At 71.7% G+C, this 26,857-nt stretch carries 21 protein-coding genes and 1 tRNA gene; 12 read left to right on the top strand and 10 right to left on the bottom strand.

Annotated elements, in window-relative coordinates:
* The first annotated feature begins 6 nt into the window (after positions 1-6).
* Positions 7-1,215: an MFS transporter gene (locus A3CQ_RS0122195; protein WP_020513148.1), complete on the top strand. Its 1,209-nt coding sequence runs from the start codon at positions 7-9 to the stop codon at positions 1,213-1,215.
* Between the two features lie 4 nt (positions 1,216-1,219).
* On the opposite strand, the gene hisC is transcribed toward A3CQ_RS0122195, so the two are convergent.
* The 4 genes from hisC to hppD are packed head-to-tail and all read right to left on the bottom strand — an operon-like array spanning position 1,220 to position 5,155.
* Complete coding sequence (gene hisC / locus A3CQ_RS0122190; RefSeq protein WP_020513147.1) at positions 1,220-2,308, bottom strand: histidinol-phosphate transaminase; 1,089 nt, start codon at positions 2,306-2,308, stop codon at positions 1,220-1,222.
* On the bottom strand, positions 2,309-3,355 hold the full coding sequence (locus A3CQ_RS0122185) for an RDD family protein (RefSeq protein WP_020513146.1): 1,047 nt from the start codon (positions 3,353-3,355) through the stop codon (positions 2,309-2,311).
* Complete coding sequence (locus tag A3CQ_RS53645) at positions 3,352-3,996, bottom strand: RDD family protein (RefSeq protein ID WP_245577298.1); 645 nt, start codon at positions 3,994-3,996, stop codon at positions 3,352-3,354. Before A3CQ_RS53645 ends, A3CQ_RS0122185 begins: the two co-directional genes overlap by 4 nt.
* 10 nt (positions 3,997-4,006) lie before the next feature.
* The gene (hppD, locus tag A3CQ_RS0122175) at positions 4,007-5,155 is read right to left on the bottom strand and encodes a 4-hydroxyphenylpyruvate dioxygenase (protein ID WP_020513144.1); all 1,149 of its coding nucleotides are present in this window, start codon (positions 5,153-5,155) and stop codon (positions 4,007-4,009) included.
* 142 nt (positions 5,156-5,297) lie between these two features.
* On the opposite strand from hppD, the gene A3CQ_RS0122170 reads away from it, so the two are divergent.
* The 3 genes from A3CQ_RS0122170 (at position 5,298) to A3CQ_RS0122160 (ending at position 8,875) form a co-directional block, all read left to right on the top strand.
* Positions 5,298-5,783 carry an Lrp/AsnC family transcriptional regulator gene (locus tag A3CQ_RS0122170; protein WP_026206021.1) on the top strand — a complete coding sequence of 162 codons (486 nt, stop codon included), beginning with the start codon at positions 5,298-5,300 and terminating at the stop codon, positions 5,781-5,783.
* A 63-nt stretch (positions 5,784-5,846) separates the two neighbouring features.
* Positions 5,847-7,145: a PQQ-binding-like beta-propeller repeat protein gene (locus tag A3CQ_RS0122165; protein WP_020513142.1), complete on the top strand. Its 1,299-nt coding sequence runs from the start codon at positions 5,847-5,849 to the stop codon at positions 7,143-7,145.
* A gap of 71 nt (positions 7,146-7,216) precedes the next feature.
* Positions 7,217-8,875 (top strand): fumarate hydratase, encoded by a 1,659-nt coding sequence (locus A3CQ_RS0122160; RefSeq protein WP_020513141.1) that lies wholly within the window; start codon positions 7,217-7,219, stop codon positions 8,873-8,875.
* Here A3CQ_RS0122160 and A3CQ_RS64435 read toward each other — a convergent pair.
* Complete coding sequence (locus A3CQ_RS64435) at positions 8,799-9,209, bottom strand: helix-turn-helix domain-containing protein (protein ID WP_505558654.1); 411 nt, start codon at positions 9,207-9,209, stop codon at positions 8,799-8,801. The genes A3CQ_RS0122160 and A3CQ_RS64435 overlap by 77 nt on opposite strands.
* A 65-nt stretch (positions 9,210-9,274) precedes the next feature.
* Here A3CQ_RS64435 and A3CQ_RS60955 point away from each other — a divergent pair, with 65 nt between their 5' ends.
* Positions 9,275-9,445, top strand: a complete 171-nt coding sequence (locus tag A3CQ_RS60955; RefSeq protein ID WP_157296144.1) for a hypothetical protein — start codon at positions 9,275-9,277, stop codon at positions 9,443-9,445.
* Positions 9,446-9,478: 33 nt separating this feature from the next.
* Here A3CQ_RS60955 and A3CQ_RS0122150 read toward each other — a convergent pair whose 3' ends face one another.
* The gene (locus tag A3CQ_RS0122150) at positions 9,479-9,994 is read right to left on the bottom strand and encodes a hypothetical protein (RefSeq protein ID WP_020513139.1); all 516 of its coding nucleotides are present in this window, start codon (positions 9,992-9,994) and stop codon (positions 9,479-9,481) included.
* 410 nt (positions 9,995-10,404) lie between these two features.
* Here A3CQ_RS0122150 and A3CQ_RS0122145 point away from each other — a divergent pair, with 410 nt between their 5' ends.
* Genes A3CQ_RS0122145 through rlmB form a run of 5 tightly spaced genes read left to right on the top strand, consistent with a single transcriptional unit; the run spans position 10,405 to position 20,177 of the window.
* Entirely contained in the window at positions 10,405-13,302 is a 2,898-nt protein-coding gene (locus A3CQ_RS0122145) for an AfsR/SARP family transcriptional regulator (protein ID WP_020513138.1), read from the top strand.
* A complete protein-coding gene (locus tag A3CQ_RS0122140) occupies positions 13,299-16,187 on the top strand; it encodes an AfsR/SARP family transcriptional regulator (protein ID WP_020513137.1) in 2,889 nt (962 codons plus the stop codon). The genes A3CQ_RS0122145 and A3CQ_RS0122140 overlap by 4 nt, the downstream gene beginning before the upstream one ends.
* A gap of 42 nt (positions 16,188-16,229) precedes the next feature.
* Complete coding sequence (locus A3CQ_RS0122135; RefSeq protein WP_020513136.1) at positions 16,230-17,627, top strand: class II fumarate hydratase; 1,398 nt, start codon at positions 16,230-16,232, stop codon at positions 17,625-17,627.
* A 22-nt stretch (positions 17,628-17,649) separates the two neighbouring features.
* On the top strand, positions 17,650-19,062 hold the full coding sequence (gene cysS / locus A3CQ_RS0122130) for a cysteine--tRNA ligase (protein WP_020513135.1): 1,413 nt from the start codon (positions 17,650-17,652) through the stop codon (positions 19,060-19,062).
* Positions 19,062-20,177 carry a 23S rRNA (guanosine(2251)-2'-O)-methyltransferase RlmB gene (gene rlmB, locus A3CQ_RS0122125; protein WP_020513134.1) on the top strand — a complete coding sequence of 372 codons (1,116 nt, stop codon included), beginning with the start codon at positions 19,062-19,064 and terminating at the stop codon, positions 20,175-20,177. Before cysS ends, rlmB begins: the two co-directional genes overlap by 1 nt.
* A gap of 7 nt (positions 20,178-20,184) precedes the next feature.
* Here the strand turns inward: rlmB and A3CQ_RS0122120 are convergent, their stop codons facing one another.
* The gene (locus tag A3CQ_RS0122120) at positions 20,185-21,363 is read right to left on the bottom strand and encodes a low temperature requirement protein A (RefSeq protein ID WP_020513133.1); all 1,179 of its coding nucleotides are present in this window, start codon (positions 21,361-21,363) and stop codon (positions 20,185-20,187) included.
* Positions 21,356-21,787, bottom strand: a complete 432-nt coding sequence (locus A3CQ_RS0122115) for a GNAT family N-acetyltransferase (RefSeq protein ID WP_020513132.1) — start codon at positions 21,785-21,787, stop codon at positions 21,356-21,358. The genes A3CQ_RS0122120 and A3CQ_RS0122115 overlap by 8 nt, the downstream gene beginning before the upstream one ends.
* A 141-nt stretch (positions 21,788-21,928) precedes the next feature.
* Between A3CQ_RS0122115 and A3CQ_RS0122110 the strand changes: the two genes are divergently transcribed.
* Complete coding sequence (locus tag A3CQ_RS0122110; RefSeq protein ID WP_020513131.1) at positions 21,929-25,081, top strand: Hsp70 family protein; 3,153 nt, start codon at positions 21,929-21,931, stop codon at positions 25,079-25,081.
* Positions 25,082-25,131: 50 nt separating this feature from the next.
* On the opposite strand, the gene A3CQ_RS0122105 is transcribed toward A3CQ_RS0122110, so the two are convergent.
* A complete protein-coding gene (locus tag A3CQ_RS0122105) occupies positions 25,132-26,220 on the bottom strand; it encodes an ABC transporter ATP-binding protein (protein ID WP_020513130.1) in 1,089 nt (362 codons plus the stop codon).
* Between the two features lie 136 nt (positions 26,221-26,356).
* Here A3CQ_RS0122105 and A3CQ_RS0122100 point away from each other — a divergent pair.
* Positions 26,357-26,430 (top strand) — tRNA-Thr (locus A3CQ_RS0122100).
* On the opposite strand, the gene A3CQ_RS0122095 is transcribed toward A3CQ_RS0122100, so the two are convergent.
* Complete coding sequence (locus tag A3CQ_RS0122095) at positions 26,430-26,849, bottom strand: MarR family winged helix-turn-helix transcriptional regulator (RefSeq protein ID WP_157296142.1); 420 nt, start codon at positions 26,847-26,849, stop codon at positions 26,430-26,432. The genes A3CQ_RS0122100 and A3CQ_RS0122095 overlap by 1 nt on opposite strands.
* Positions 26,850-26,857: the final 8 nt, after the last annotated feature.

The raw sequence follows: 26,857 nt of genomic DNA, 5'->3' as shown, positions 1-26,857 counted from the left end.
GTGCGCATGAACCGCCCGGCGCTGGCCGTCCTCGGGGCCTCCGCCTTCTGCTTCGTCACCGCGGAGACCCTGCCGGTGGGCCTGTTGCCGCAGATCGCCGGCGGTCTGCACGTCGACGAGGCGGATGTCGGGTTGCTGCTCACAAGCTACGCAGCGGTCGCCGCGATCAGCACGATCCCGCTCACCGCGCTCACCATGCGGATACCCCGACACACGCTGATCGCGATCAGCATGGCGATCTTCGTGGTCTCGCAGGGTGCCGCGAGCCTGGCGCCGACCTTCCTCGTGCTGTCGGGAACGCGGCTGGTCTGCGCGCTCGCGCACGGCGTCTTCTGGTCGATCATCGGGCCGATCGCCGCCCGGCTCGCCCCGCCGGGACACGCCGGCCGGGCCACCGCGCTGGTCTTCATCGGCAACTCGCTGGCCATCGTGGCGGGCGTACCGGTCGGCACGGCGCTGGGCCAATGGCTGGGCTGGCGGGTCGCGGTCGGCACGGTGGCGGCCGGTGCCGCGGTCTGCGTGGTGCTGCTGCTCCGGGTGCTGCCCCGGCTCGACCCGCTGCCGCACGACCGGGAGACCCGCGTCGGCGCCCAGCTGCGGGCGTCGGTGGCGATCATCCGGGACCGGAAGGTGGCCCTGCTCTGCGCGACCACCGGCATCCTGGTGATCGGCCACTTCGCGGCCTACACCTACATCGCCCCGCTCGTCCGCCGCGATGGCGGATTGCAGGGGTTCGGCCTGAGTGCCTTGCTTCTGGGGTACGGAGGAGCCGCGCTGGTCGCCGGCTACGCGGTCGGCCGGCACATCGACCGACGGCCCGGACCGGCGATGACGCTGCTGCTCGCGGTCCTGGCCGTCGCGGTCGCGCTGCTCGCCCCGCCGCTCGGCCCGGTGCCCACCGTGCTGGCCACGCTGCTGTGGGGTGGCGCGTTCTGCGCGATCCCGGTCTGCCTGGCCGCCACGGTGCTGCGGATCGCGCCGCGCGCCCGGGACGCGGCCTCGGCGGTGTACGTGGTGGCGTTCCAGATCGGGATCGGCGGCGGGGCGTTCGTCGGCGAGCGGTTCGCCTCGGCCGGTCGCCTGGGCGCGTTGCCGCTGCTCGCGGCCGGTCTGGCCCTGGTGGCGCTGGCCGTGGTGGTCTCGGCCCGCAGCGTGTTCCCGGCGCGGCTGGACGACGCCGCCGAGGCAGATTTGGCCGCCGTCCCCGTCCACTAGTGGCTCAGGCGAGCTGTTCGAGGGCGACCTCGGCGGCGGCCAGGAAGGCGTCGTTCTCCTCGGGGGTGCCGATCGTGACGCGTACGCCGTCGCCCTGGAACGGACGCACGATCACGCCGCGCCCCTCGCAGACGGCGCCGAACTGGGCGGACTGGTCGCCCAGCGGCAGCCAGACGAAGTTCGCCTGGCTCTCCGGCACGTCCAGGTGCAGCTTGCGCAGCGCCTCGGTGACCCGGGCCCGCTCGGCGACGACGAGGCCGCAGCGGCGCTTCACCTCGTCCTCCTGCGTCAGGGCGGCCATCGCGGCGGCCTGGGCGACCAGGCTCGTCGAGAACGGGGTGAGCACCTTGCGGATCGCGGCCGCCACCTCGGGCTGGGCCACCAGGAAGCCCATCCGCAGGCCGGCCAGGCCCCACGCCTTCGACATCGTGCGCAGCACGACCACGTTCGGCCGGTCGGCGTAGGTGTCGATCGCGTCCGGCACGTCGGGGTCCGTGACCATTTCCCGGTACGCCTCGTCCAGCACCACGACCACGTCGGAGGGCACGTCGGCGAGGAACCGGTCGATCTCGGCCTTGCGGACCGCGGTGCCGGTCGGGTTGTTCGGGTTGCAGACGATCGCGAGCCGGGTGCGGTCGGTGATCGCGTCGGCCATCGCGGCGAGATCGTGTCCGTGTCCGGCCGTGTTCGGCACCCGCACGCTGGTCGCGCCCGCGCCGGCCGAGATGATCGGGTACGCCTCGAACGACCGCCAGGAGTAGACGATCTCGTCACCGGGCAGGCAGGTCGCCTTCACCAGGATCTCGGTGAGCGCGACCGAGCCGCAGCCGGTCACGATCCGGTCGGCGGCGACCCCGTACCGCCGGGCCAGGGCGTCGCGCAGCTCGACGACGCCCATGTCGGGGTAGCGATGCGAGGAGAGCATCGCCTCGGTCACCGCCTCGACCACGCCGGGCAGCGGCCCGTACGGCACCTCGTTGCTGGCGAGCTTGATCGCCTCGGCGATGCCGAGCTCGCGAGTCAGGTCGGCCAGGCTGCGACCGGGGACGTACGAGGGCAGGCCGTCCAGGTCGGCGCGGGTGAGGCGGGTCATTTAAGGGCCTTCATTCCGGTTATGGGTGGCGGGTGGGGCGGTTGGATGGCCTTCCGAATTGCTGGTGCCGTTTCCGCCGACCGAGGCGTCTACGGGGTGCTGCTGTTTCGGGGGCAGGGCTATCACGACGGTTCGTGCGGTCTTGTCGTGATATGCCTGGCGGAGCTGTTGATCGAACACCGGGGACAGCGAATCGATGAACTGGAGGACCAGTCCGAGACCGGCGCAGGCCCAGGCGGGCGTCCACAGACCGAGGCGAGCCCAGCGGCCGAACGCGCGGCCGAAGCCGAGCGGCTCGGTGTTCTCGATCGCGACGACCTTGATCCGCATGATCCGTTTACCCAGGGTCTGACCGCTGCTCGCTATCGCCGGCGCCTCGTAGAGCAGCCAAAGCAGGGTGGCCACGATCAGCATGACCCAGAGCAGGCCGTCCGTACGGGAGGAGCCCTGCGAGGCGTTGATCGCGTCGTCGCCGTTGGCCACCGCGTTCATGGTGTTGCGCCAGATCGGCAGGAACTCCTGCCACCACTGGTACGCGAACCAGCCGTTGACCACGACGTTGAGCAGGAGCACGGCGACGATGTCGAGCAGCCGGGCGACCAGGCGCGGGCCGAGCCCGGCCAGGGCGAAGCCGTGCGGGCGGGCCTCGACGCGGTAGGGCAGGGCGGCCATCCGCATGCCCGGCGGGAGCTGCTGCCAGGCCTGCACCGGGACGCCGGGCGGCATCGGCGAGCCCGGCGGGGGTTGCCAACCGGGCGGGGGCTGCCAGCCCGGAGGCGGCTGCCAGCCGGGCGGTGGTGGGGGCATGGGACCCCAGCCGGGCGGGGCCTGCGCCTGCGGCGGCGGTGGCATCCACGCCGGCGGGGCGTCGGCCGGCGTGACCGGTGCGGCGGGGGCGACGGGCGGCTCCTCCTCGGCCGGGGGCGGACCGTCCGGTGGGACCGCGTCGGCCGGGATGGCCTTTCCGATCCAGCCCTCACCGTCCCAATAACGCTGGGTGGTGGTGTCGGCCGGGTCCTTGTACCAGCCGGGAGGTAGAGAGCTCATGCGGAAACCTTAACCACCACGGTCTGTGCCGCCTTGTCGTGCAGGGTCTGCTGGTACGGCTTGTCCCACAGCTGCCACAGGCCGTCGAGGTAGTTGAAGAACGGGACGACGGAGCCGCAGACGTACTGGACCAGGTACCGCCGGAAGGCCATGCCGCGGGTGAGCGTGAGCGCCGGGTCGAGGGGCACCACGCGGATCTTCATGGCCTTCTTGCCGATCGTCTGGCCGGTCCGGTGCATGAACTCGACGTCGTACAGGTAGTAGACGATCATGCCGAGGATGATGATGCCCAGCTCGAGCAGCAGGAACGGCACGAAGAAGTGGGTGAAGACCGGGGTCGGGTCGGTGTCGCTGTAGAGCGCCACGTCGTCGATGCGCCGGAAGACCACGACGATGCCGGGGATCGAGAGGACAAAGATCGCGACCGAGAGCAGAACGACATCGATGATGTACGCGACCAGGCGCATCCAGAAGTCGGCGAGCGGCACCCCGGCCGGGCTCACCGGTGGTGGCGGCGGGCCCGGCCAGTAGTAGTAGACCGGCGGCGGAGGGTATGGCCCGTAGTGGGGAGCCGGCGGCTGATACTGCGGGGCCGGCGGGCGGATGGGATGCGGTGGGCCGTATCCCGGAGGCTGCGTCACGCGGACAGTGTTACAGGTTTCCGCGCAGCTCTTGTTCCCGCTCGATGGCCTCGAAGAGCGCCTTGAAGTTGCCCTTGCCGAAGCCGAGCGACCCGTGCCGCTCGATCAGCTCGAAGAACACGGTCGGCCGGTCCTGCACGGGCTTCGTGAAGATCTGCAGGAGGTACCCGTCCTCGTCCCGGTCGACCAGGATCTTGCGCTTCTTGAGCTCCTCGATCGGCGCCCGCACCTTACCGATCCGGGCCCGCAGCGACGGGTCGTCGTAGTACGAGTCGGGGGTGTCCAGGAACTCGACGCCGGCCGCCCGCATGGCGTCCACGCTCGCGATGATGTCGTTGGTGGCGACCGCGATGTGCTGGGCGCCCGGGCCGCCGTAGAACTCGAGGTACTCGTCGATCTGCGACTTGCGCTTGGACACGGCCGGCTCGTTCAGCGGGAACTTGACCTTGCGGCTGCCGTCGGCGACGACCTTGGACATCAGGGCCGAGTAGTCGGTGGCGATGTCGTCGCCGATGAACTCGGCCATGTTCGTGAAGCCCATGACCCGGCCGTAGAACTCGACCCACTCGTCCATCTTGCCCAGCTCGACGTTGCCGACCACGTGGTCGACGGCCTGGAAGTAGCGCTTGGGCTGCAGGCCGGCCTCGATCGCCGGGGCGCGGTCGACGATCGGTTCGCGGGCGACGAAGCCGGGCAGGAACGGGCCGTCGTAGCCGGACCGGTCGACCAGCGAGTGGATCGTGTCGCCGTAGGTGGCGATCGCGGCGATCCGGACCGTGCCGTGCTCGTCCTTGACGTCGTGCGGCTCGGTGACCCCGCGGGCGCCCGCGTTGATCGCGTGCAGGTAGGCGGCATCGACGTCCGGCACCTCGAGCGCGATGTCGTAGATGCCGTCGCTGTGCTTGGTGACGTGGTCGGAACCGGGGGCGCCGGTGTGCACGGCACCCGTGACCAGGAACCGGGCCGAGCCGCTGACCAGCACGTACTCGGCGTGGTCGCGGTAGCCCTGCTCGGGGCCGCGGTAGGCGACGCAGGTCATGCCGAACGCCGTGGAGTAGTAGTGGGCGGCCTGCTTGGCGTTGCCCACGAGGAACTGGAGGTAGTCGACGCCCTTGACGGGGAAGACGTCGGCTTTCTTGGTCGCGTGCTCCATCTTCATCTGGGTTTCTTGTTGCAGTGCGGCGGAGCCGCCTTTTGAGAAGCTCAGCGTCATGTTCCGAGGCTGCTCTCGCCCGAACCGCTGGGCAACAGTGGGTATTTTTGCTGAGCAGTCTGCGCAACTCGTACGGTAACTTGCCGTAATGACCATGCAAACTGTCCAGCTTGACGGACTCGATGCGCGCATCGTGGAACATCTGGAAGCGGAACCGCGCATCGGCGTACTGGAAATGTCTCGGCGTCTCGCGGTCGCGCGCGGAACCGTTCAGGCCAGGCTGGACAAGCTGATCGCGCGTGGCGCGATCAAGGGCTTCGGGCCCGAGGTCATTCCCGAGGCCATCGGGTACGGGGTGATGAGCTTCGTGACCCTCGAGATCAGCCAGAGGTACGGGCATCAGGCGGTCGCCGATCATCTCGCGGAGATCCCCGAAGTGCTCGAGGCGCACACGATCACCGGAAGCGGCGACGTGCTCTGCCGGATCGTGGCCCGCTCGAACGCCGACCTGCAACGGGTGATCGACCAGATCGTCGGCTACGAGGGGATTGTCCGGGCATCGACCATCATCGCGCTGGCCGAGCTGATCCCCTATCGCACGTTGCCGCTGGTGAGAGCGGCATCCGGCACATAAGGGATCGACACGGGCATATCGAGATCCATCGCGCGGGGGATTGACGTCGTTAGCGTGTCGCGCATGGCGTCGGGTGGCAGTCCCTGGAAGGGCTATGGGCTGGCCGCCATCGTGCTGATCGTGGTGCTCGCGACCACGCACGTCTGGAACCCGTGGCCGCAGGTCTGGGCCTGGATCAACACCAGCGAGCCGATCGCCGCCGGCGTCTCCCAGTGGCAGACCACGATCGGTGGGAGCCCGCAGAACGTCACGATCGCCGGTGACTCAGTGATCGTCGAGTACCGCACCTCGGTCGAGGCGTACGGGCTCGGCGCCGGCATCAAGCTCTGGAGCAGCAGCGCCGACTGGGCGGCCGTGGCCGGCGAGGGCACCGACGCCGTGGTGGTCACCGGACGCCTGCTCACCAAGGGCTACCAGGTGCTCGACCCGCGCACCGGCGTCGCCCGGCGCACCGACACCCAGGCCACCGCGGTCTGGACCTACCGCACCGGCATCCTCGACCTGCACTGCGCCAAGGGCGGCGACTGCGAGCTCACCGCCTGGGACCTCAAGGGCAATGCCCGCTGGCGGGTCAGCACCGGCGGGATCGGCTTCGTGCTCGACGCGGCCAACCCCGACCTGCCCGACACCAACCCGACGACCGCCAACGGCATCGACGACAACGTGGCCGGGCCGCGCGAGATGCCGGCGCTGCTCGGACTGCCCGACGACGGCAAGGTCCGGGTCATCGACACCGCGAGCGGCAAGCTCGTGCAGACCGCCGACCCCACCGTCGACCAGCGGATCGCGGTGGCGGGTGGGCGGGTGCTCACGGTAACCGGGACGGCCGGCGACGGCACCTGCTACTACGGCGTGGTCGCCACCGACCCGCCCGGCAACGGCGTGGTCTGGAAGAGGGACGGGCTCAACCTGCGGACCGCGTCGGGAACGGGCTGCAAGCAGGACCGCGACCCGGCCGGCGGCGAGGACGTGGTGCTCGGCGTCGACCCGCTCGGGAAGCAGGAGCTGATCGCGGCCGGGGACGGGCGGGTGCTGTGGCACGGCGCCAAGGGCGAGGAGGTGCTCGCGGTCAACGACGGCTACGCGGTGATCCGCAGCGCCGACAAGGTGACGCTGCGCGGCTTCTCGATGTCGACCGGGAGGACCGCGTGGACCCGGCCGGCGACCGCGGACACGTCGGCCGCGCTGAGCCCGACTGCCGTGATCATCGTCACTGTCAAGCCGGCCCGGGTGACCGCGGTGTCGCCCTCGAGCGGCCGGGTCTACGCCGAGGTTCGGACAAGTGCCAAGATTTTTGCCGCCGGACCGGGCGGAATGATCGCCGTCGACGGGCGTGACATGGCCTACCTGCCGTTTGCTTGACCGAACTGGTACGTGGCGTACGGCCGGAGCGGTTCGCATGTCGAGGCGGGCCTGTCCTAGGCTTGCCCGTCATGAGCAGAGGCGCCGCATTCTCGTACTCGCCGCTGTTGCCGATCGGCGACGACCTGACCGAGTACCGACTGGTCACGGACGAGGGCGTCGATGTGGTGAACGGGCCGGGCGGCCGGCGGTTCCTCACGATCGACCCGGCAGTCATCACGCAGCTCACCGCCGAGGCGATGCACGACATCGCGCACTTCCTGCGGCCGGCGCACCTGTCCCAGCTGCGCTCGATCATCGACGACCCGAAGGCCTCGCCGAACGACCGGTTCGTCGCGCTCGACCTGCTGCGCAACGCGAACATCGCGGCCGGCGGCGTGCTGCCGATGTGCCAGGACACCGGCACCGCGATCGTGATGGGCAAGCGCGGGCGGCACGTGCTCACCGACGGCACCGACGAGGAGGCCATCGCGCAGGGCGTGTACCAGGCGTACACCCGGCTCAACCTGCGGTACTCCCAGCTCGCGCCGCTGACCATGTGGGACGAGCGGAACACCGGCTCCAACCTGCCGGCCCAGATCGAGCTGTACGCGGAGGACCCGGGCGGCCAGCCGGACGCGTACAAGTTCCTGTTCATGGCCAAGGGCGGTGGCTCGGCCAACAAGTCGTACCTGTACCAGGAGACGAAGGCGCTGCTGAACCCGGCGCGGATGATGGAGTTCCTGGACGAGAAGCTGCGCCTGATCGGCACGTCGGCCTGCCCGCCGTACCACCTGGCCGTCGTCATCGGCGGCACCAGCGGCGAGTACGCGCTCAAGACCGCGAAACTGGCCAGCGCCAAGTACCTCGACAACCTGCCCCGGCACGGCACGATGTCCGCGCACGGCTTCCGCGACCTCGAGCTGGAGGCCGCGGTGCTGGAGCTGACCCGGGGCTTCGGCATCGGCGCCCAGTTCGGCGGGCGCTACTTCTGCCATGACGTACGCGTGATCCGCCTGCCCCGGCACGGCGCGTCCTGCCCGGTCGCCATCGCCGTCTCCTGCTCGGCCGACCGCCAGGCGCTCGCCAAGATCACTCCGTCCGGCGTGTGGCTCGAGCGGCTCGAGCCCGACCCGGCCCGCTTCCTGCCCGACGTCGAGCTCGACGAGGGCCCGGTCGTCCGGGTCGACCTCAACCGGCCGATGGCCGAGATCCGCGCCGAGCTGGCGCAGTACCCGGTGAAGACCCGGCTGTCGCTGACCGGCCCGCTGGTCGTGGCCCGCGACATCGCCCACGCCAAGATCTCCGAGCGGCTGGCGGCCGGCGAGCCGATGCCGCAGTACCTGCGCGATCACGCGGTCTACTACGCGGGACCGGCCAAGACCCCCGAGGGGTACGCGTCCGGCTCGTTCGGCCCGACCACGGCCGGCCGGATGGACGCGTACGTCGAGCAGTTCCAGGCGGCCGGCGGCTCCCTGGTCATGCTGGCCAAGGGCAACCGCTCGGCCCAGGTCACCCAAGCCTGCCAGTCGTACGGCGGCTTCTACCTCGGCTCGATCGGCGGCCCGGCCGCGCGCCTGGCCCAGGACTGCATCCGGCACGTCGAGGTGCTCGAGTACCCCGAACTCGGCATGGAGGCGGTCTGGAAGATCGAGGTCGAGGACTTCCCCGCCTTCATCGTCGTCGACGACAAGGGCAACGACTTCTTCGCCGAGGTAACCAAGCCAGTCCTGGCAATCGGCCGCCGTTAGCCGTCGCCGCCGAGCTCGTCCTCGAAGGCGTTGCCGCGATACGCACCTCGCTGACGCGCTCCACCGCTCGCGCCGAACCCGCGTCGCGCGACAACCGCAGCGCCCGCGTCGCGGCGTCGGCGAGCCGCTCGGAGTCCTCGGGCCGCCAGAGGTCGTCGTTCAGCCGCCATGGGGGCGCGGGCTCGCCGGCGAGCAGCGCGACCAGGGTGTCGCCCGTGTCGAGCGCCTGGTCGAGGGCGAGGGGGAGTCCCGGGCTGGGCGGGAGCTTGCCGTTCTCGATCCGGGAGAGGTAGCCCGCGTCGAGGTGGGCGCGGGTGGCATCGTGTCGTCTCACGGGCAACGGATGGCTGATCGGGTGCTCACATCACACCTTCGATCGTCTCGGGCGAATCTTTGGCCGTGACCGTGATCGTGCTGCGGCGCGTTATCGATACCCCGACCGGTCGGTCCACGGTGCTGCGTCAGGCGGCGGGCGAGCCGACACGGCCCAGGGGAATCGATCTGCTCTCGCTCGCGATCAGCGTCAGCAGCATGGTCGCGGGCTGGCTGGCGCTGTGGATCGGTCCCTGACGGCGGGCGAGTCCGACGGAGTGTTGATTGCGTTCAGCCGCAGTAACCGGCGACCGGGGTCAGCCACTCGGCGAACTGGGACTGGACGGTCTTGTCCAGGTCGGCCAGGGACTTGACCTTGTCCATGTAGCGGCGGTTGGCGGCGCTGGTCTCCAGCTTGGACGCGGAGACCTTGCCGGCCGCCTGGAAGGTCGGGTCCTCGGCCGCGGCGGTCTCCTTGCGGATCTTTGTGGCCGCGGCCTTGAGCTGGCCGGCCGCCGTGGCCTCGGCCTTCTCGGCGTCGGCGGTCTGCTTGGCCTCCTTGTAGGTGACCATTTTGCCCATCGCCGTGCCGAACGCGCGCAGCTCCACGGTGTAGAGCGTCTGCAGCTTGTCGCAGACCAGCTTGGTGCTGGCCGAGTAGTCGGCGGTCGGCGCGCTGCTCGGCGCCGCGGTGGCGGCCGTGCGGGTGGACTCGGCGGCGTCGGTCTTGGCGTTCGCGTCGCTGTCGCAGGCGGCGCCGGTCAGCAGGGTGCCGCCGGCGATCACGGCCAGGATGGCGCGTCGCATCAGGAGATCCTTCTCGGTCGGGAGCGTCCGAACCTCGCCGACGTTACGTTCCGATACGCGCCTCGTCCAACCGAGAGTGATCATTGCGATACGAACAGCCCGTCCGTGTGCGACCACACGGGCGGGCTGCGCGTCCCCCGTAATGCGTGCGACACCCCACCACGCTGGGGCGATGCCTTGGGAACATCCGCGGTGGGGCGTCGCATGCATAGATTGCCGTCTCCCGCTATCAGATCGCTGTCGATCCGCTATCGCCGGCTGGTCTAGTCTCGGGGAGCATTTTCACGGATCGGAGTGGCTCCCGTGCGGTACCGCATTTTTGGGCCACTGTCCGTCACCGGCGATGGACAGCAAGTGGCGATCACTGCGGGGCGTGACCGCGCCCGACTCCCGCGCGGGTTGATGACCGGGTGACGTACGGCATCCTTGGCCCCCTCCTGCCCGCGGTCACCGCGGGCCGGGACCGGGTCGTGCTGGCGTTGCTGTTGCTGCACACCGACCGGGTGGTGAGCGTCGGCGAGCTGGTCGAGGCGGTGTGGGGCGACGATCCGCCGTCGACCGCCCGGGCACAGTTGCAGGCTTGCGTGTCGCGCTTGCGCCGGGTGCTGCCGGATTTCGCGATCGGCACCGATCCGGCCGGTTACCGGCTGCGGGTGGGCGCCGACGAGCTCGACGCGCTGGTCTTCGCGCGCCTGGTCGCCCGGGCCCGGGCCGGGAACGATCCGGCGCTGTTCCGCCAGGCGCTCGATCTCTGGCGGGGCGAGGCGCTGGTCGGCATCGACAGCCGATCCGTCCGTACGGCCGCGACCGCGCTGGACGAGCAATATGCGGCGGCCGTCGAGGAGTGGGCCGAGCTGGAGTTGGCCGCCGGCCACGACCGCGAGCTGATCGGCCCGCTGTCCGGGCTGGTCGAGCGGTTCCCGCTGCGGGAGCGGCTGCGCGGGCAGTTGATCCGGGCGCTGGCCGGGGCGGGCCGGGCCGCCGACGCGCTGGCCGAGTTCCGCCGCGGTCGCGGGGTGCTGCTCGACGAGCTGGGCATGGAACCAGGCCGGGAGCTGCAGGAGCTGCACCGGCGGATCCTCAGCACGGCGGAGGCGGCGCCGGTCCGCAGCCTGCCGCGCACCGTCGGCGACTTCACCGGCCGCGCGGAGGTCGTCGCCCGCCTGCTCGCCGGGCTGGACCGGAGCGACCCGGCCGTCACCGTGATCGACGGGATGGCCGGCAGCGGCAAGACGACCCTCGCGCTGCATGTGGCGTCCCTGGTCGGTGACCGGTATCCCGACGCGCATCTCTTCATCGACCTGCACGGGTACGGCGAGCACGAGCCGGTCGAGCCGTCGGCGGCGTTGCTGATCCTGCTGCGGCAGCTCGGCCTCCCGGCCCAGGCGGTGCCGGCCGACCTGAGCGACCGGGTCACGACCTGGCGCAGCGAGCTGGCCCGGCGGCGGGTGCTGGTGGTCTTCGACAACGCTCGGTCCAGCGCCCAGCTCGCCGACCTGCTGCCGACCTCGCCGGGCACGCTTGCGCTGGTGACCAGCCGGCGGCGGCTTCTCGGGCTCGACGGCGTGCAGACCGAGTCGCTGCCGGTGCTCACCGCCGCGGAGGCGACGGCACTGCTGGCGAGGATCGCGGGTGATCGCGTACGGGCCGAGCCGGAGGCCGCCGCCGAGGTGGTGCGTCGCTGCGGCGGGTTGCCGCTGGCGCTGCGCCTGGCCGGGGCACGGCTCGCCCATCGGCCGCGCTGGCGGGTCGCCGACCTGGTGCGCCGGCTGGGCGAGTCGGCGCTGCCCGAGCTGTCCGCCGAGGACCGTTCGGTGGCCAACGCCTTCGCCCTGTCGTACCGCCAGCTCGCGGAGCGGGCACAGCGGATGTTCCGGCTGCTCGGCCTGTATCCCGCGCCCCGCTTCGACGCCCCGGCCGCGGCGGCGCTGACCGGGCTGCCGCTCGACGACGCGCAGGACGTGCTCGACGACCTGATCGACGCGCACCTGGTCGAGGAGCCCGAGCCCGGCATCTTCCGGCTGCACGACCTGCTGCGCGAGTTCGCCGCCGCGCTCGCCGCCGACCTGGCCGCCGCCGAGCGGCAGGACGCGATCGTGGCGTTGCTCGACTTCCAGGCGTACGCGCTGGTGGCGGCCTATCCACCCGCCCACCTGGGCGTGCTGCGGCGTGATTTCGGCGCGCTCGAGCCGCGGCGGCCCGAGCTGACCGACGAGCTGGCCGATCCGCTGGCGCGACTCGAGTGGGAGCGGCCCCAGCTGGGCGCCTACGTCGACGCGGCGGCGGCCGCGGGCGTGACCACCTACGCCTGGTGGATCCCGCGCGCGGCGTGGAAGTACCTGTTCAGCCGCGGCTACAACGACGACCTGCGGGCGCTGTTCACCAGGGCCCTGGCGATCGCCGAGCAGGCAGGCGACCGGCCGGGAGTCGCCGTGGTCACCAACTATCTGGCGTCGGCCTACATCCGGCTGTGCGACCTCCCGCTGGCCCTGGACCTGCTCGATCGCTCGATGCGCGTGCACGAGGAGCTGGGCAACCTGAGCGCGGTCGCCACAGCGCTCGGCAACCGGGCCGGCATCTACGAGGAGCTCGGGCGGTTCGCCGAGTGTGTGGAGTCAGCCCACGCGTCCATGCGGCTGCGTGCGCTGACCGGCGACCAGAACCGGGCCCGCGCGCCGCTGCACAACCTCGCCCTGGGGTACGCGAAGCTCGGCCGGCACGAGGAGGCGCTGCGCTACCGCCGGCTGGGGCTGCTCGCGGCGCTCGACTCCGGAGACCTCGATGCCTGCTCAATCGCCCTGACCAACATCCAGAAGGAGAAACGGGCGCTCGGCCTGGCCTCCTTCGCCACGTCGAACCGCTACCTGGCGGCCGCGCTGAGCCTGGCCCGGCGCAGCGGCAACCGGTCCGCCGAGGCCGAGGCGATCAACGAACAGGCACTGGTGCTGCGCGAGCTCGGCCGTCTCGCCGAGGCCATTCCGCTGCACGAGGCGGCGATCGCGATCATGCGCGACACCTCCGACTCGTTCTACGTGGCCACCTTCACGTACGACCTCGCGATCACCCGCGGCCTGACCGGAGACGGGGCCGGCGCGCTCGACCTGCACCGGCAGGTTCTGCGGGACGCCCAGACGCTCGGCGCGACCCACGTCGCCGCGTGCGCCGAGGCCGGGATCGCCGCCTGCCTGGCCGAGACCGACCCGGAGCGGGCGCGTCGCTCGTGGACGGCGGCTCTCGCCGACTTCCGCGAGATGGGCGTCCCGGAACAGTTCGACGTGGAGCGCCGCCTGGCGGCGGCGCCGGGATGACGTACGGGATCCTGGGCCCTCTCCTGCCCGCCGTGACGGCGGGCCGGGACCGGATCGTGCTGGCGATGCTGTTGCTGCACACCGACCGGGTGGTGAGCGTCGGCGAGCTGGTCGAGGCGGTGTGGGGCGACGATCCGCCGTCGACCGCCCGGGCTCAGCTGCAGGCCTGCGTCTCCCGGTTGCGCCGGGTGCTGCCGGATTTCGCGATTGGCACCGATCCGGCCGGTTACCGGCTGCGGGTCGGCGCCGGCGAGCTGGACTACCTGGTCTTCGCCCGGTTGATCGCCCGGGCCCGGGCCGAGGGCGACGCGGGACTGTTCCGCGAGGCGCTCGATCTGTGGCGGGGCGCGGCGCTGGTCGGCATCGACAGCCGGCCGGTGTGCATGGCCGCGGCCGCGCTGGACGAGCAATATGCGGCGGCCGTCGAGGACTGGGCCGAGCTCGAGTTGGCCGCCGGCCACGACCGCGAGCTGATCGGCGCGCTCTCCGAGCCGGTCGAGCGGTTCCCGCTGCGCGAGCGGCTGCGCGGGCAGTTGATCCGGGCGCTGGCCGGGGCGGGCCGGGCCGCCGACGCGCTGGCCGAGTTCCGCCGCGCCCGCGAGGTGCTGCGCGACGAGCTCGGCATCGAGCCGGGCCCGGATCTCCAGGAGCTGCACCGGCGGATCCTCAACGCGGCGGAAGTGGCGCCGGTCCGGAACCTGCCGCGCACGGTCGGCGACTTCACCGGCCGTGACGACGCGGTCCGGCGGCTGCTCCGGATGATCGAGGGGGGCGGTCACTGGTCGCCGGTCATCGCGCTGCTCGACGGGATGGCCGGCAGCGGGAAGACGACTCTCGCCCTGCACGTGGCGTCGCTGGTCGGCGACCGGTATCCCGACGCGCATCTCTTCGTCGACCTGTCCGGCTACGGCGAGCGCGAGCCGGTCGAGCCGTCGGCGGCGCTGCTGATCCTGCTGCGTCAGCTCGGCATCCCGGCCAAGGCGGTGCCGGCCGACCTGGACGGCCGGGTCACGATGTGGCGCAGCGAGCTGTCCCGGCGACGGGTGCTGGTGGTGCTGGACAACGCGTACTCGAGCGTGCAGCTCGCCGACCTGCTGCCCACCTCGCCGGGCACGCTGGCGCTGGTGACCAGTCGGCGGCGGCTGGCGGGAGTGGACGGTGCGTACCCGGAATCGCTGCCGGTGCTGGCCCTGGACGAGGCGATGGCGCTGCTGGCGAGGATCGCGGGTGATCGCGTACGGGCCGAGCCGGAGGCCACCGCCGAGGTGGTGCGCCGCTGCGGCGGGTTGCCGCTGGCGCTGCGGCTGGCCGGGGCGCGGCTCGCCCATCGGCCGCGCTGGCGGGTCGCCGACCTGGTGCGCCGGCTCGGCGAGTCGGCGCTGCCCGAGCTGTCCGCCGAGGACCGCTCGGTCGGCAGCGCCTTCGCCCTCTCGTACGGGCAGCTCGCCGACGGGGCGAAGCGGATGTTCCGGCTGCTCGGCCTCTATCCCGCGCCGCGCTTCGACGCCCCGGCCGCGGCGGCGCTCGCCGGGCTGCCGCTCGACGACGCGCAGGACCTGCTCGACGACCTCATCGACGTGCACCTGCTGGACGAGCCCGAGCCCGGCATCTTCCGCCCGCACGAGCTGCTGCGCGAGTTCGCGGCCACGCTCGCCGCCGACCTGCCCGCCGACGAGCGCCGCCGGGCGATCGGCGAGGTCCTCGACCTGCAGGTGCACGCGTTCGCGGCGTCGAATCCCCCCGCCCGGCGGATCGCCTTCGACGTGGATCTCGGCCGTCCCACACCCCGGCGCCCCGACCTGGTGGCCGCCGTCGCCGACCCACTGGCCCGGCTGGAGTGGGAGCGCCCGCAGCTGTCCTCGTACGTCGAGGCCGCGGCCGGCGCTGGCTTCGTCACCTACGCCTGGTGGATCCCCCGGGCGGCCTGGTGGTACCTGTTCAGCCGCAGCTACGGCGACGACATCGGGACGCTGTGCCGGCTGGGCCTGGCGGTGGTCGAGAAGGCCGGTGACCGTCGGGGCGTCGGGGTCCTCGCCAACTACCTCGCCTCGGCGTACATGCGGATGAACGTCTTCCCGCCCGCGCTGGACCTGCTCGAGCGATCCGTACGCGTGCACGAGGAACTGGGCGACCTGAGCGCGGTGGCCAAGGCGCTGGGCAACCGGGCCGGCGTCTACGCGGCGCTGGGCCGCTTTGCCGAGTGCGTCGCGTCGGGGCGGGCGTCGCTGCGGCTGCGTGCCCTGGCCGGCGACCGCACCACGTCCCGGGTGCAGCACCACAACCTCGCCGAGGGCTACCTCCGGCTCGGCCGCTACGAGGACTCGCTGCGCTCCGGCCGGCTGTCCCTGTTGGCCGCGATCGACAACAAGGATCCCGGGGCCGAGTCGGTCGCGCTGACCCACATCCAGCGGGCGAAGCGGGCGCTGGGGATCGGCGGGCATCGGCAAAGGCAGCTCTTCAATGCCGTCATGCTGCAGGCGACCAGGGCCGATCACCTCGGCTCGCTGGCGGACGGCCGCAACGAGCAGGCCATCACGCTGCGGGACGAGGGCGGTCATGCGGAGGCGATCCGGCAGCACGAGGCGGCCATCGCGATCACCCGGCGATACCACGACCGACTGCACGAGGCTCTCTACCTCACCGATCTTGCCCGTACGCGCCAGATCGCCGGCGATCCGGCCGGTGCGCTCGAGGACTTTCGGCTGGCGCTGAGCATCGCCGACGGGCTGGGCGCGCGGTACGTCTCCGCCCGCTCCCTGGCCGGTATCGCCGCCTGCACGGCCGACCCGGTGGAGGCCGGTCGATGGCGGGAGGTGGCGTCGGCCGCGTTCCGCGAGATGGGGGTGCCGCCCTGGGGTCTCCCCGACGACGGCGCTCGGTGGTGAGGATCATCTGCGTCCGGCGGCCGGGCGAGAGACGATAGAGCCGTGACTACCGAGCAGAGTGGCTTCCGGGTCGAGCGGGACACGATGGGCGAGGTCCGGGTGCCGGCCGACGCCCTGTGGCGGGCGCAGACGCAGCGCGCGGTGGAGAACTTCCCCATTTCCGGGCGAGGGCTCGAGCCCGCCCACATCGCGGCCCTGGCCCGGATCAAGGGCGCGGCCGCCCAGGCGAACGCCGCCCTCGGCGTACTGGATGAAGATCTCGCCAAAGCGATAGCGACGGCGGCGGCGCACGTGGCCGCCGGGGGTTACGAGGACCAGTTCCCGATCGACGTCTTCCAGACCGGGTCGGGCACCTCGTCGAACATGAACGCGAACGAGGTCATCGCCACCCTCGCCGCCCGCGACCTCGGCCGGCCGGTGCACCCGAACGATCACGTCAACGCCTCGCAGTCCAGCAACGACGTGTTCCCGTCCTCGATCCACCTGGCCGCCACCGAGGCCGTGGTGTCCCAGCTGATCCCGGCGCTCGGCCACCTGGCGACGGCGCTCACCGCCAAGGCCGACGAGTGGGCCACGGTGGTCAAGAGCGGGCGGACGCACCTCATGGACGCCACGCCGGTCACCCTGGGCCAGGAATTTTCCGGGTACGCGGCCCAGGTCGACGCGGGCATCGAGCGGATCACGTCGACGCTGCCCCGGCTGGCCGAGCTCCCGCTGGGCGGCACGGCCGTGGGCACCGGCGTGAACACCCCGCCCGGCTTCGCGGCCACGGTGATCGCCAATCTGCGCGACGCCACCGGCCTGCCGCTGACCGAGGCACGCAACCACTTCGAGGCACAGGGCGCCCGCGACGGCCTGGTCGAGGCGTCCGGCCAGCTCCGCACGATCGCGGTCGGCCTCTACAAGATCGTCAACGACATCCGCTGGATGGGCTCGGGTCCCCGGGCCGGCCTGCGCGAGCTGCGCCTGCCCGACCTGCAGCCCGGCTCGTCGATCATGCCCGGCAAGGTGAACCCGGTCGTCCCCGAGGCGGTCCGGCAGGTCTGCGCCCAGGTGATCGGCAACGACGCCACCGTGGCGTTCGCCGGCACCCAGGGCGACTTCGAGCTCAACGTCATGCTCCCGGTGATGGCTCGCAACCTGCTCGAGTCGATCCGGCTGCTGGCGCACGCGGCCCGGCTGCTCGCCGACCGCTGTGTGGCCGGCCTCGAGCCGAACGTCGAGGTGGCGCTCGCGTACGCGGAAGGCTCGCCGTCGATCGTCACCCCGCTCAACCGGTACCTCGGCTACGACGAGGCCGCCGCGATCGCGAAGGCCGCGCTCGCCTCCGGCCGCAGCATCCGCGAGGTGGTGATCGAGCGCGGGCACGTGACCGAGGGCCGGCTGACCGAGGCGCAGCTCGACGAGGCCCTCGACGTGCTCCGGATGACCCGTCCCTGACCGCGCTCGCTACCCTTGTACGGTGACGCTGCGCTTGTACGACACCGCGACCCGATCCGTCCGGGACTTCGTCCCGAAGACGCCCGGTCAGGTCGGGATCTACCTGTGTGGTCTGACCGTCCAGTCAACCCCGCACATCGGTCACCTGCGCGGCGGCGTCAACTACGACGTGCTGCGGCGATGGCTGCTGCACACCAACCACGACGTCACCTTCGTCCGCAACATCACCGACGTCGATGACAAGATCCTCGACAAGGCGGCGGTCTCGGGCCGGCCGTTCTGGTCGATCGCGTTCGCGAACAAGCTCGTCCTCGACGCCAACTACCGCGACCTCAACGTGCTCCCGCCGACGTACGAGCCGCTGGCCACCGGCCACATCCCCGAGATGCACGAGCTGATCGCCACCCTGATCGAGCTCGGTCACGCCTACCCGGCCGCCGGCGGCAACGGCGACGTCTACTTCGACGTGCCGTCGTACGCGCAGTACGGCGCGCTGTCCGGTCAGAACCCCGACGACATGCGCCCGCCGACCGACGGCGGCGAGCCCGACAAACGGGACTACCGCGACTTCGCCCTGTGGAAGGGCGTCAAGGCCGACGAGCCCGCCGACGCGTCCTGGCCCTCCCCGTGGGGCCGCGGCCGCCCCGGCTGGCACATCGAGTGCTCCGCGATGGCCCGGCGCTACCTGGGTGACGAGTTCGACATCCACGGTGGCGGCCTCGACCTGACGTTCCCGCACCACGAGAACGAGATCGCCCAGTCCCGCTCGGCCGGCCTGCCGTTCGCCCGCTACTGGGTGCACAACGCGCTGCTCAACCTGGGCGAGGCCAAGATGAGCAAGTCGCTGGGCAACGTGATCGACGTGGCCGCGGTGACCGCGATGGGCATCCGCCCGGTCGAGCTGCGCTACTACCTGGCCGCGCCGCACTACCGCTCCCGCATGGACTACTCCGACGAGTCGCTGCGCGAGGCCGCCGTGGCGTACCGGCGGATCGAGGGTTTCGTGCAGCGGGCCGCCGAGGTCGTCGGCCCCGGCCGCCCCAAGGACGTGCCCCCGTCGTTTGCCGCGGCGATGAACGACGACCTCAACACGTCGGCCGCGCTCGCCGTCGTGCACGACACGATCCGCGAGGGCAACACGGCGCTCGCGGCCGGCGACGAGGCGGGCATCCGCGGGGCGCTCACCGCCGTGCGGGCCATGCTCGGCCTGCTCGGGCTCGACCCGCTCGACCCGGCGTGGGGGAACGGCGAGGCCAAGAGCGACCTCAAGCCGGTCGTCGATGCGCTGGTCAAGCTGGCGCTCGAGCAGCGGGCGCAGGCCCGGGCACGCAAGGACTGGTCGGCCGCCGACTCGGTCCGTGATCAATTGAAGAACGCGGGAATTCAGGTGGAGGACACTCCGGCCGGTCCGCGATGGACGGTAGGAGAGCACTGATGCCGGGTACTTCCCGAAACCCGAGTAAGCGGGTCGTGTCCAAGAAGGTCGCGTCCGGCGGCTCCGGGGGTAAGAACAGGGCCGGCCTCAAGGGCCGGGGCAAGACCCTGCCCGCCGACGAGCGTCCCTGGCACAAGGGCTACTCGGGCAGCGAGAAACTGCCCGAGAAGACGGCCCGCAAGCAGGACAAGGAGCGCCGGGCCGCGGCCGCCGAGGGCCGCGCGCCCAAGGTCGGCGTGCCCGGCACCAAGGACACGACGTGGGGCCGCGGCGGGCGCAACGCCGGCCGTCCCACTCCGCAGCGCGGCAAGCTGCCCGGGCGCGGTGGGCCGCGGGTCGCACCGGGCCGCCGCTCCAACCCGACCAAGGAGGGCCCGGAGCTGCTGCTCGGGCGCAATCCGGTGGTCGAGGCGCTGCGGGCCGCGGTGCCGGCGACGGCGCTCTACGTGGCCCAGGGCATCGACATCGACGAGCGGATCACCGAGATCGTCCGTACGGCGGGCGACCGCGGCATCCCGATCCTGGAGATCGGGCGGCACGAGCTCGACCGGATGACCGGCGGCGTGCTGCACCAGGGCATCGGCCTGCAGGTGCCGCCCTTCGCGTACGAGAACTTCGACGACCTGATCGCCGCGTCCCTCGAGCAGACCGCCCCGCTGCTGGTGGCGCTCGACGGCGTGACCGACCCGCGCAACGTGGGCGCGGTCATCCGCTCGGTCGCCGCGTTCGGCGGGCACGGCGTCTTCATGACCGAGCGCCGCGCGGCCGGCATCACGGCGACAGCGTGGCGCACCAGCGCGGGAGCCGCGGCCCGCGTCCCGGTCTCCCAGGTGGTCAACCTGACCCGGGCGATCAAGGCGGCGCAGAAAGAGGGCTTCACCGCGATCGGCCTCGACGCCGACGGCGAGACCGACCTCTACCAGCTGGAGGCCGCGATCGGCCCGCTGCTGGTGGTGGTCGGCTCCGAGGGCCGCGGCCTGTCGCGCCTGGTCGGCGAGACCTGTGACCTGCGGGTGAGCATCCCGATGGCCTCCGACGTGGAATCGCTGAACGCGAGCGTGGCGGCGGCCGTGACGCTGGCCGAGGTCGCCCGGCGCCGCCTCTACGGTCGGTAGGGGCGGTTCACGCCACCCGGTCGGGGACGCGCCTGCTCAGCATTCCGTTGACCGCCACCAGGACGATCATGAGGGCGGCCAGCAGCTCCAGCGTGGCCGGGGCCAGCGGAGTGAGCAGGACCAGTACCGCCGCGACCGGGAACGCCGCCAACATCGGGCCGCTCTGGTGCGGCCGGATGTGCAGCAGCCAGACGAAGAACAGGTAGACCGCCACCGGCACGGCGATCGCGTAGCCGACCATCACCGACGAGATCTCGGTGTGGTGGGCCGCGTGGTCGACCGAGACGCCCAGGCCGGCGCCGACCGCGGCGGCCGACGCGAAGATGAAGTAGTGGCCGTAGCCCCACAGGATCGAGGTGCGCAGCGAGTTGAGCAGGTTGTGCGCCGAGCGGTCGAAGTAGAGCCACCAGAGCCCGAAGACCACCACGAGACCGGCCACGGCCAGCCGGATCAGCGCGGCCACGTGCTCGCCCTCGTCGAGGGCCCCGCGGAAGGCGACCGTGGCCGCCGACACCGACTCGCCGAGCACGATGATCGTGAACAGTCCGTACCGCTCGGCGATGTGGTGCGGGTGGTAGGTGGTCGGGCCGCCCGGCGCCCGCTCGGCCCAGATCGGCACCGCGAGCTCGAGCACGACGAGCAGCATGAAGACCGGCACGACCGGCCACGACTCGGGGACGGCCAGCCGCAGCAGCCAGAGCAGCTGGATCACGGCGACCCCGGCCGCGTAGCGCAGGGCGGTCGCGCGTCGATGCGGGTCGGACTTGGCGGCGCGCAGCCACTGCGCCACCAGGGCCAGCCGCATGATCACGTACCCGATGGTGATCACGCGGTAGTCGGTCTTCTCGAACGCCGGGCTCACCCCGGCCGCCAGGACCAGCGCGCCGGAGATCTGGACGAACGTGGTGATCCGGTAGACGTCGTCGTCGGTGTCGTAGGCCGAGGCGAACCAGGTGAAGTTCATCCAGGCCCACCAGATGGCGAAGAAGACCATCAGGTACGAGCGGAGGCCGTCGAGCACGTGATGCTCGGCGACGGCGTGATGCAGCGGCGCGGCGGCCTGGGCCACCGCCACCACGAAGCAGAGGTCGAAGAAGAGCTCGAGCGGGGTGGAGACTCGGAACTGCTCGTCGGCCGACCGGCCAACCATCGGCGTCAGGAAGCGCCGTTTCGGCTGCTCAGACATCGGCGGCGCCCTCGATCAGATCCCAGCTGAGCAGCGTGAACGGCGCCTCCTCGGACGCGCCGGCCCGGCGGTACGTGGCCAGCGCCGCGTCGTTGCCGATCTCGGTGCCCACCCACATGCCGTAGCAGCCGTTGCGCCGGGCGATCGCGCCCAGCTCGGCCACCAGCCGCGAGCCGATGCCCTGCAGGCGGGCGGCCGGCGCGACGCCGAGCTCGTAGATGAACATCTCGGTGCCCTTGTCCGGGTGGGTCATCTCGATGCCCGAGATCATGCCGACCGCGCGGCCGCTGTCGTCGTAGGCGAAGAGCAGGTGGTGCCCCGGTTCCGCGAGGAAGCGCTCGGTTGCCGCCGAGATCGGCGGCGCATCAAAGAGGTCCGCCGCGGCATGCACCGCGTCGCAGCTCAAGATCCGTTCGATGCGCATGGCAGCACTCTAGGGGCCGATGGTCACGGGCTGGTCATGCTCCCCTCGCCTGAGCGATCGGCGGGTCGCGCCCGTCGCCGGGGATGTCGTAGGCGGGTCGTAGCATGACGGGGCCGAGGTGGTGGCTGAAGGGATACCAGCGTGACCGACATCGACGGCTTCGTGCTCGGCGTCGACCTGGGCACGTCGCACACGGTCGCCATGCTGCGGCACCCCGACGGGCGTACCCGGCCGCTGCTGTTCGACGGCCAGCCGCTGATGTCCTCGGCGGTCTATCTCGACACGACCGGCCGCCTGCATGCGGGCGCCGACGCGGTGCGCCTCGGAAACGCCGATCCCGGGCGGCTCGAGCCCCATCCGAAACGCCGCGTCGACGACGGCACGGTGCTGCTCGGCGAGGGCGCGGTGCCGGTGGCCGACCTCCTCGCGGTCCTGCTCGGCGCGGTCGCTCGTGAGGCGGTGGCGACGGCCGGCCTGCTGCCGCCCGCGATCCTGACCTACCCCGCCGCCTGGGGCGCGGCTCGCCGCGCCGTGCTCACCGAGGCGCTCGGCAAGGCCGGGTGGCCGGCCGGGACCCGGCTGGTCCCCGAGCCGGTCGCCGCCGCGCGATACTTCGCCGACGTGCTGCGCCGCCCGGTGTCCTCCGGCGCCTCACTCGCGGTCTTCGACTTCGGCGGCGGCACGCTCGACGTCGCCGTGGTGCGCAACGACGGGCCCGGCCCGGGTGGCCGTCCGCAGTTCTCGGTCACCGCCTCGGGCGGCGCCGACGATCTGGGCGGCCTCGACCTCGACGCCGCGCTCGTCGACCACCTGGGCAAGTCGCTGGCCGGGTCCGAGCCCGAGGCGTGGCGGCGGCTCACCGAGCCGGTGACACTGGCCGAGTGGCGGGCCCGGCGCCAGTTCTGGGAAGACGTGCGCGGCGCCAAGGAGATGCTGTCCCGCGGCTCGTTCGCGCCCGTCCCGGTGCCCGGCGTCGAGCACGCGGTGCAGCTGACCCGCGACGAGCTCGAGGCCGCGATCGACCCGCTCGTCCGCCGGGGCGTCGGCGAGGCCGCCGCGGTGCTGGCGGCGGCCGGCCTGCGCGCCTCCGAGCTGGCCGGCCTGTTCCTGGTCGGTGGCTCCTCCCGGGTGCCGATGGTCGCCCGCCTGCTGCACGCCGAGTTGGGCATAGCCCCGACCGTTCTCGAGCAGCCCGAGCTCCCGGTGGCCGAGGGTGCAATCATCGCGGCGGGCGCCGCCACCCCGCCGCGCTTCGCCCCGGGCCAGGGCACGGCCGCGACCCCGACGCCCACGCCGCCGACCGTGCCCGACTCGCCGCCCCCGATCACCGACACCCGGGCCGACCCGGCCGCGACCCCGACGCCGAGTCCGGCCCCGGCGTCGGCTCCGAGTTCGCCCCCGTCGTCTGGGCCGAGTCCGCGGCCGGGTCCGACTCCGATTTCGACCGCTCCTGCGGCCCGCCGGCCGGACGAGCCCACCGACGAGCGGCTCAAGTCCGAGCCGGTCGACCCCTGGGCGACCGGCGAGGCGGCCGCGCTCGCCGCCGGCGGCCACGGCGCCCCGATCTCCCTTCCGCCCACGCCGTCGTCGCCACCGACACCCTCGCCTCCGTCGCCGGTCGCGACCTCACCGCCGCCGTTCGGCACACATCAGCCGTCCGGAGGTTGGGCGGCGGCCGGCAGCCCGGCCTACCCGAGCAGCCCGGCCTACCCCGGCGGCGCGGTTCATCAGGTCTCACCGGGCGGCGCGGGTCATCCGGTCTCGCCCGGCGGCGGGGGTCGTCCGGTCTCGGCGGGCGGCACGGGACACTACGCGGCGTCCCCCGGGCCGGGGCAATACGCGTCGCCCGCGGGGCCGGGGCACTACGCGCCAGCCGGCCCGGACCACCCGGGACAGCCCGGCGGCTGGGCGCCGGGGGCGACCACCCCGAAAGCGGCCCGTGCACGCCATCGACTTGGCAAACGCTCGTACATCTTGATTGCCGTGGCCTTGATCATCGCACTGGGCGCAACCGCGACGTGGTATTTCTGGCCGGGCTACGGGGCGCTCGACTATCAACCGCTCAGCGAGCCGAAACGGATCGCGCCGGTGGTGCCGGTCGGCTCGGACTGGTCGGACGCCGAGATCCTCGACGGCCGGGTCTATTTCGCCAGCTCCGACTCCGCGTCCGGCAACGCGGGGGTGGTCGCGATGGGTCTGGGCGACTCGAAGCCCGCCTGGCGGATGACGGTCGCGGGCGGCAAGGACGTCCGGTGGAAATCGATGATGGCGCTGCCGGTCGGGGTGGCGCTGTTCACCGAGACCGACTCGACCAGCTCGACCCGCCAGATCGTGGTGCTCGGCGCGGAGAAGGGCAAGACGCTCTGGAGCCGGACGATCGGCGGCACCGACGTCGTGCTGTTCGCCGGCGGCACTGCGGTGATCGCCGACCGGAAGCAGCATCAGTTGATCGGCGTGCGGCTCAGCGATGGCAGCGTGCGCTGGACGCAGCCCGATCCGCCCAGCCAGTACCCCGAGGACACCAACGTCGTCGCGGTGACCACGCCGAAGGACCTGGACGGGCCGGCCACCGTGTTCGGGCGGCCGTTCGAGCCCGACTTCACCGATGACCCGCGGATCGTGCAGATCGGGGCCGACAAGTCGGCCCGGGTGATCAACGCGGACACCGGCAAGATCCTCGTGACCCGGCAGAACGTCGCCGATCCGGACGACGAGGTCGTGGCGCACAACGGGCGGCTGATCGTGCTGCAGCCCGACGACCAGCGGATCGTCGCCTACGACCTCGGCAAGTTCGGTGAGCCGCGGGTGCTCTACACGACCCAGCAGCAGCACAGCCAGATGAAGGACGTCACCCCGTGCGGCGACGACCGGGTCTGCTTCGACGAGGAGGTCGGGTACGACGGGAAGTCGGCCACCGTGGTCGCGCTCGACGTGGCCGACGGCAAGCAGCTGTGGCGCTACCCGCTGGCGAACACCGAGTCGATCGTGCCGGTCGGCGAGGCGCTGCTGGTCACCACCACGACGCCCGACATGACCCTGCTCGACCCCAAGGGCACCAAGGTCTGGACGCACACCGGCGAGGCGGCCCGGCTCGACGCCGGCAACCTGCTGGAGTTCTCGCAGCAGCTCAGCCGGAACGCGGGCGAGACCGCGCTCTACGGCCGGCACCTCGGCGACGAGGCGGTGCCGCTCGGCTCGTTCACCGACGTCCGCGCCGACACCTGCGCGTGGGACACCTCGATGCTGGCCTGCGTCGCCGACAAGGACTTCATCATCCAGCGGTTTGCTCACTAGGAACGAAACGGGCGGCCCGAGGGCCGCCCGTCACGTGCGAAACTTCCGGATCAGATGCGCTCGCCGCTCTGGGCGTTGAAGACGTGGAGAGCGTTGACCTGCGGCTTCACGTACACCGTCTCGCCCATCGACGGCATGTGCCGCCGGTCGGTGCGGACCACGAAACGCTCCGCGCCGCTGTCGAGCTCGGCGTGGCCGTAGACGTTCGCGTCCGAGCCGAGGTCCTCGACCAGGTCGACGACGATCGGGAAGCCGCCCTCACCCTCCGCCACCAGGTCGGCGGCCTCGGGACGGAAGCCGATGGTCACCTTGCCGTCGCCACCGGCCTTCGCGGCCGCGATCTGCTCGCGGGTCAGCGGAACGGCCAGCGAACCGAAGTGGCCACCCGCCTCGGTCAGCGGGACGGTCTTGAGGTTCATGGCCGGGGAGCCCATGAAGCCGGCGACGAAGACGTTCCCGGGGGCGTCGTAGAGCGTCCGCGGGGTGTCCACCTGCTGGAGCTCGCCGTCCAGCATGACCGCGACCCGGTGACCCATGGTCATGGCCTCGACCTGGTCGTGGGTGACGTAGACGGTGGTGACGCCGAGCTTGGCCTGCAGCGTGGCGATCTGCGAACGGGTCTGGACGCGGAGCTTGGCGTCGAGGTTCGACAGCGGCTCGTCCATGAGGAAGACCTGCGGCTCACGCACGATCGCGCGGCCCATTGCGACACGCTGCCGCTGGCCACCGGAGAGGGCCTTCGGCTTGCGGGAGAGGTACTCATCGAGCTGCAGGAGGGCCGCCGCCTCCTTGACCCGCCGGTCGATCTCGGCCTTCGACGTCTTGCGCAGCTTCAGCGCGAAAGCCATGTTCTCGTACACCGACATGTGCGGGTAGAGGGCGTAGTTCTGGAAGACCATCGCGATGTCGCGGGACTTGGGCGGCAGGTTGGTGACGTCCTTGCCCTCGATCAGGATGCGGCCCTTGTCGACGTCCTCGAGGCCGGCGAGCATGCGCAGGCTGGTGGACTTGCCGCAACCGGAGGGGCCGACCAGAACCAGGAACTCGCCGTCGCCGACCTCGAGGTTGAGCTCGTTGACGGCGGGACGCTCAGACCCGGGATAGATCCGGGAGGCGTGGTCATAAGTGACGGTGGCCATGGTGAAACCAACTTCCTTTCCACCGGCAGGAACGTGCCGGACGATCCGAGTGGAGGAACAGCGCTGTAAACGTAAAGCTTTTTACGCGACGTGCCAAGGCGAGCACTAAGTAATGGGACGTTATGCTGGCGTCCGCGCCTCCTTAGCTCAGTTGGCCAGAGCACCCGTCTTGTAAACGGGAGGTCGTCGGTTCGAGCCCGACAGGAGGCTCATCGCAGCCCCTCCAGCAACGCCGAGAGCCGGGCGATGACCTGGTCAAGGTCGGTTTTGTCGCCGCCCCAGGCGGTGGAGAGCTGGGCCGACCAGGAGGCTCGCAGGCGGTCGAGGGTGTCGACGGCCTGGGGAGTGACGTCGATGCGTACGGCGCGGCCGTCGTGCTCGTCCTTGCGGGAAGTCAGATAACCGAGCTCGCGCAGCTCGGTGATGGCCGCGCTGACGTTTGCCCGTTTTACGCCCGTGTGGTCGGCGATCTCGGAGGCCTTGCAGCCCGGATGGCCGTGCACGTACCGCATGACCTGGCTCTGGGTCTGGTTGAGCGGGACACCGGGGCCGGGCACCGCACCCCGGATGCGGATCTCCCGCGCCACGTCGATGACGAGGTCGGCCAGCGTGGCGAAGCGCGGATCCACGGCGCGCA

Source organism: Paractinoplanes globisporus DSM 43857 (assembly GCF_000379645.1).
Classification (GTDB): domain Bacteria; phylum Actinomycetota; class Actinomycetes; order Mycobacteriales; family Micromonosporaceae; genus Actinoplanes; species Actinoplanes globisporus.
This window is presented reverse-complemented; position numbering and strand designations above follow the sequence as displayed.

What these genes read in the sequence shown, in the direction of transcription:
- hppD (WP_020513144.1), bottom strand. Translation starts at nt 5,155, where the DNA reads ATGAAGATGGAGCACGCGACCAAGAAAGCCGACGTCTTCCCCGTCAAG.
- A3CQ_RS0122140 (WP_020513137.1), top strand. Translation starts at nt 13,299, where the DNA reads ATGACGTACGGGATCCTGGGCCCTCTCCTGCCCGCCGTGACGGCGGGC.
- A3CQ_RS0122105 (WP_020513130.1), bottom strand. Translation starts at nt 26,220, where the DNA reads ATGGCCACCGTCACTTATGACCACGCCTCCCGGATCTATCCCGGGTCT.
- A3CQ_RS0122120 (WP_020513133.1), bottom strand. Translation starts at nt 21,363, where the DNA reads ATGTCTGAGCAGCCGAAACGGCGCTTCCTGACGCCGATGGTTGGCCGG.
- A3CQ_RS0122165 (WP_020513142.1), top strand. Translation starts at nt 5,847, where the DNA reads ATGGCGTCGGGTGGCAGTCCCTGGAAGGGCTATGGGCTGGCCGCCATC.
- A3CQ_RS0122195 (WP_020513148.1), top strand. Translation starts at nt 7, where the DNA reads ATGAACCGCCCGGCGCTGGCCGTCCTCGGGGCCTCCGCCTTCTGCTTC.
- A3CQ_RS0122150 (WP_020513139.1), bottom strand. Translation starts at nt 9,994, where the DNA reads ATGCGACGCGCCATCCTGGCCGTGATCGCCGGCGGCACCCTGCTGACC.
- hisC (WP_020513147.1), bottom strand. Translation starts at nt 2,308, where the DNA reads ATGACCCGCCTCACCCGCGCCGACCTGGACGGCCTGCCCTCGTACGTC.
- rlmB (WP_020513134.1), top strand. Translation starts at nt 19,062, where the DNA reads ATGCCGGGTACTTCCCGAAACCCGAGTAAGCGGGTCGTGTCCAAGAAG.
- A3CQ_RS0122115 (WP_020513132.1), bottom strand. Translation starts at nt 21,787, where the DNA reads ATGCGCATCGAACGGATCTTGAGCTGCGACGCGGTGCATGCCGCGGCG.
- A3CQ_RS0122160 (WP_020513141.1), top strand. Translation starts at nt 7,217, where the DNA reads ATGAGCAGAGGCGCCGCATTCTCGTACTCGCCGCTGTTGCCGATCGGC.
- A3CQ_RS0122185 (WP_020513146.1), bottom strand. Translation starts at nt 3,355, where the DNA reads ATGAGCTCTCTACCTCCCGGCTGGTACAAGGACCCGGCCGACACCACC.
- A3CQ_RS0122170 (WP_026206021.1), top strand. Translation starts at nt 5,298, where the DNA reads ATGACCATGCAAACTGTCCAGCTTGACGGACTCGATGCGCGCATCGTG.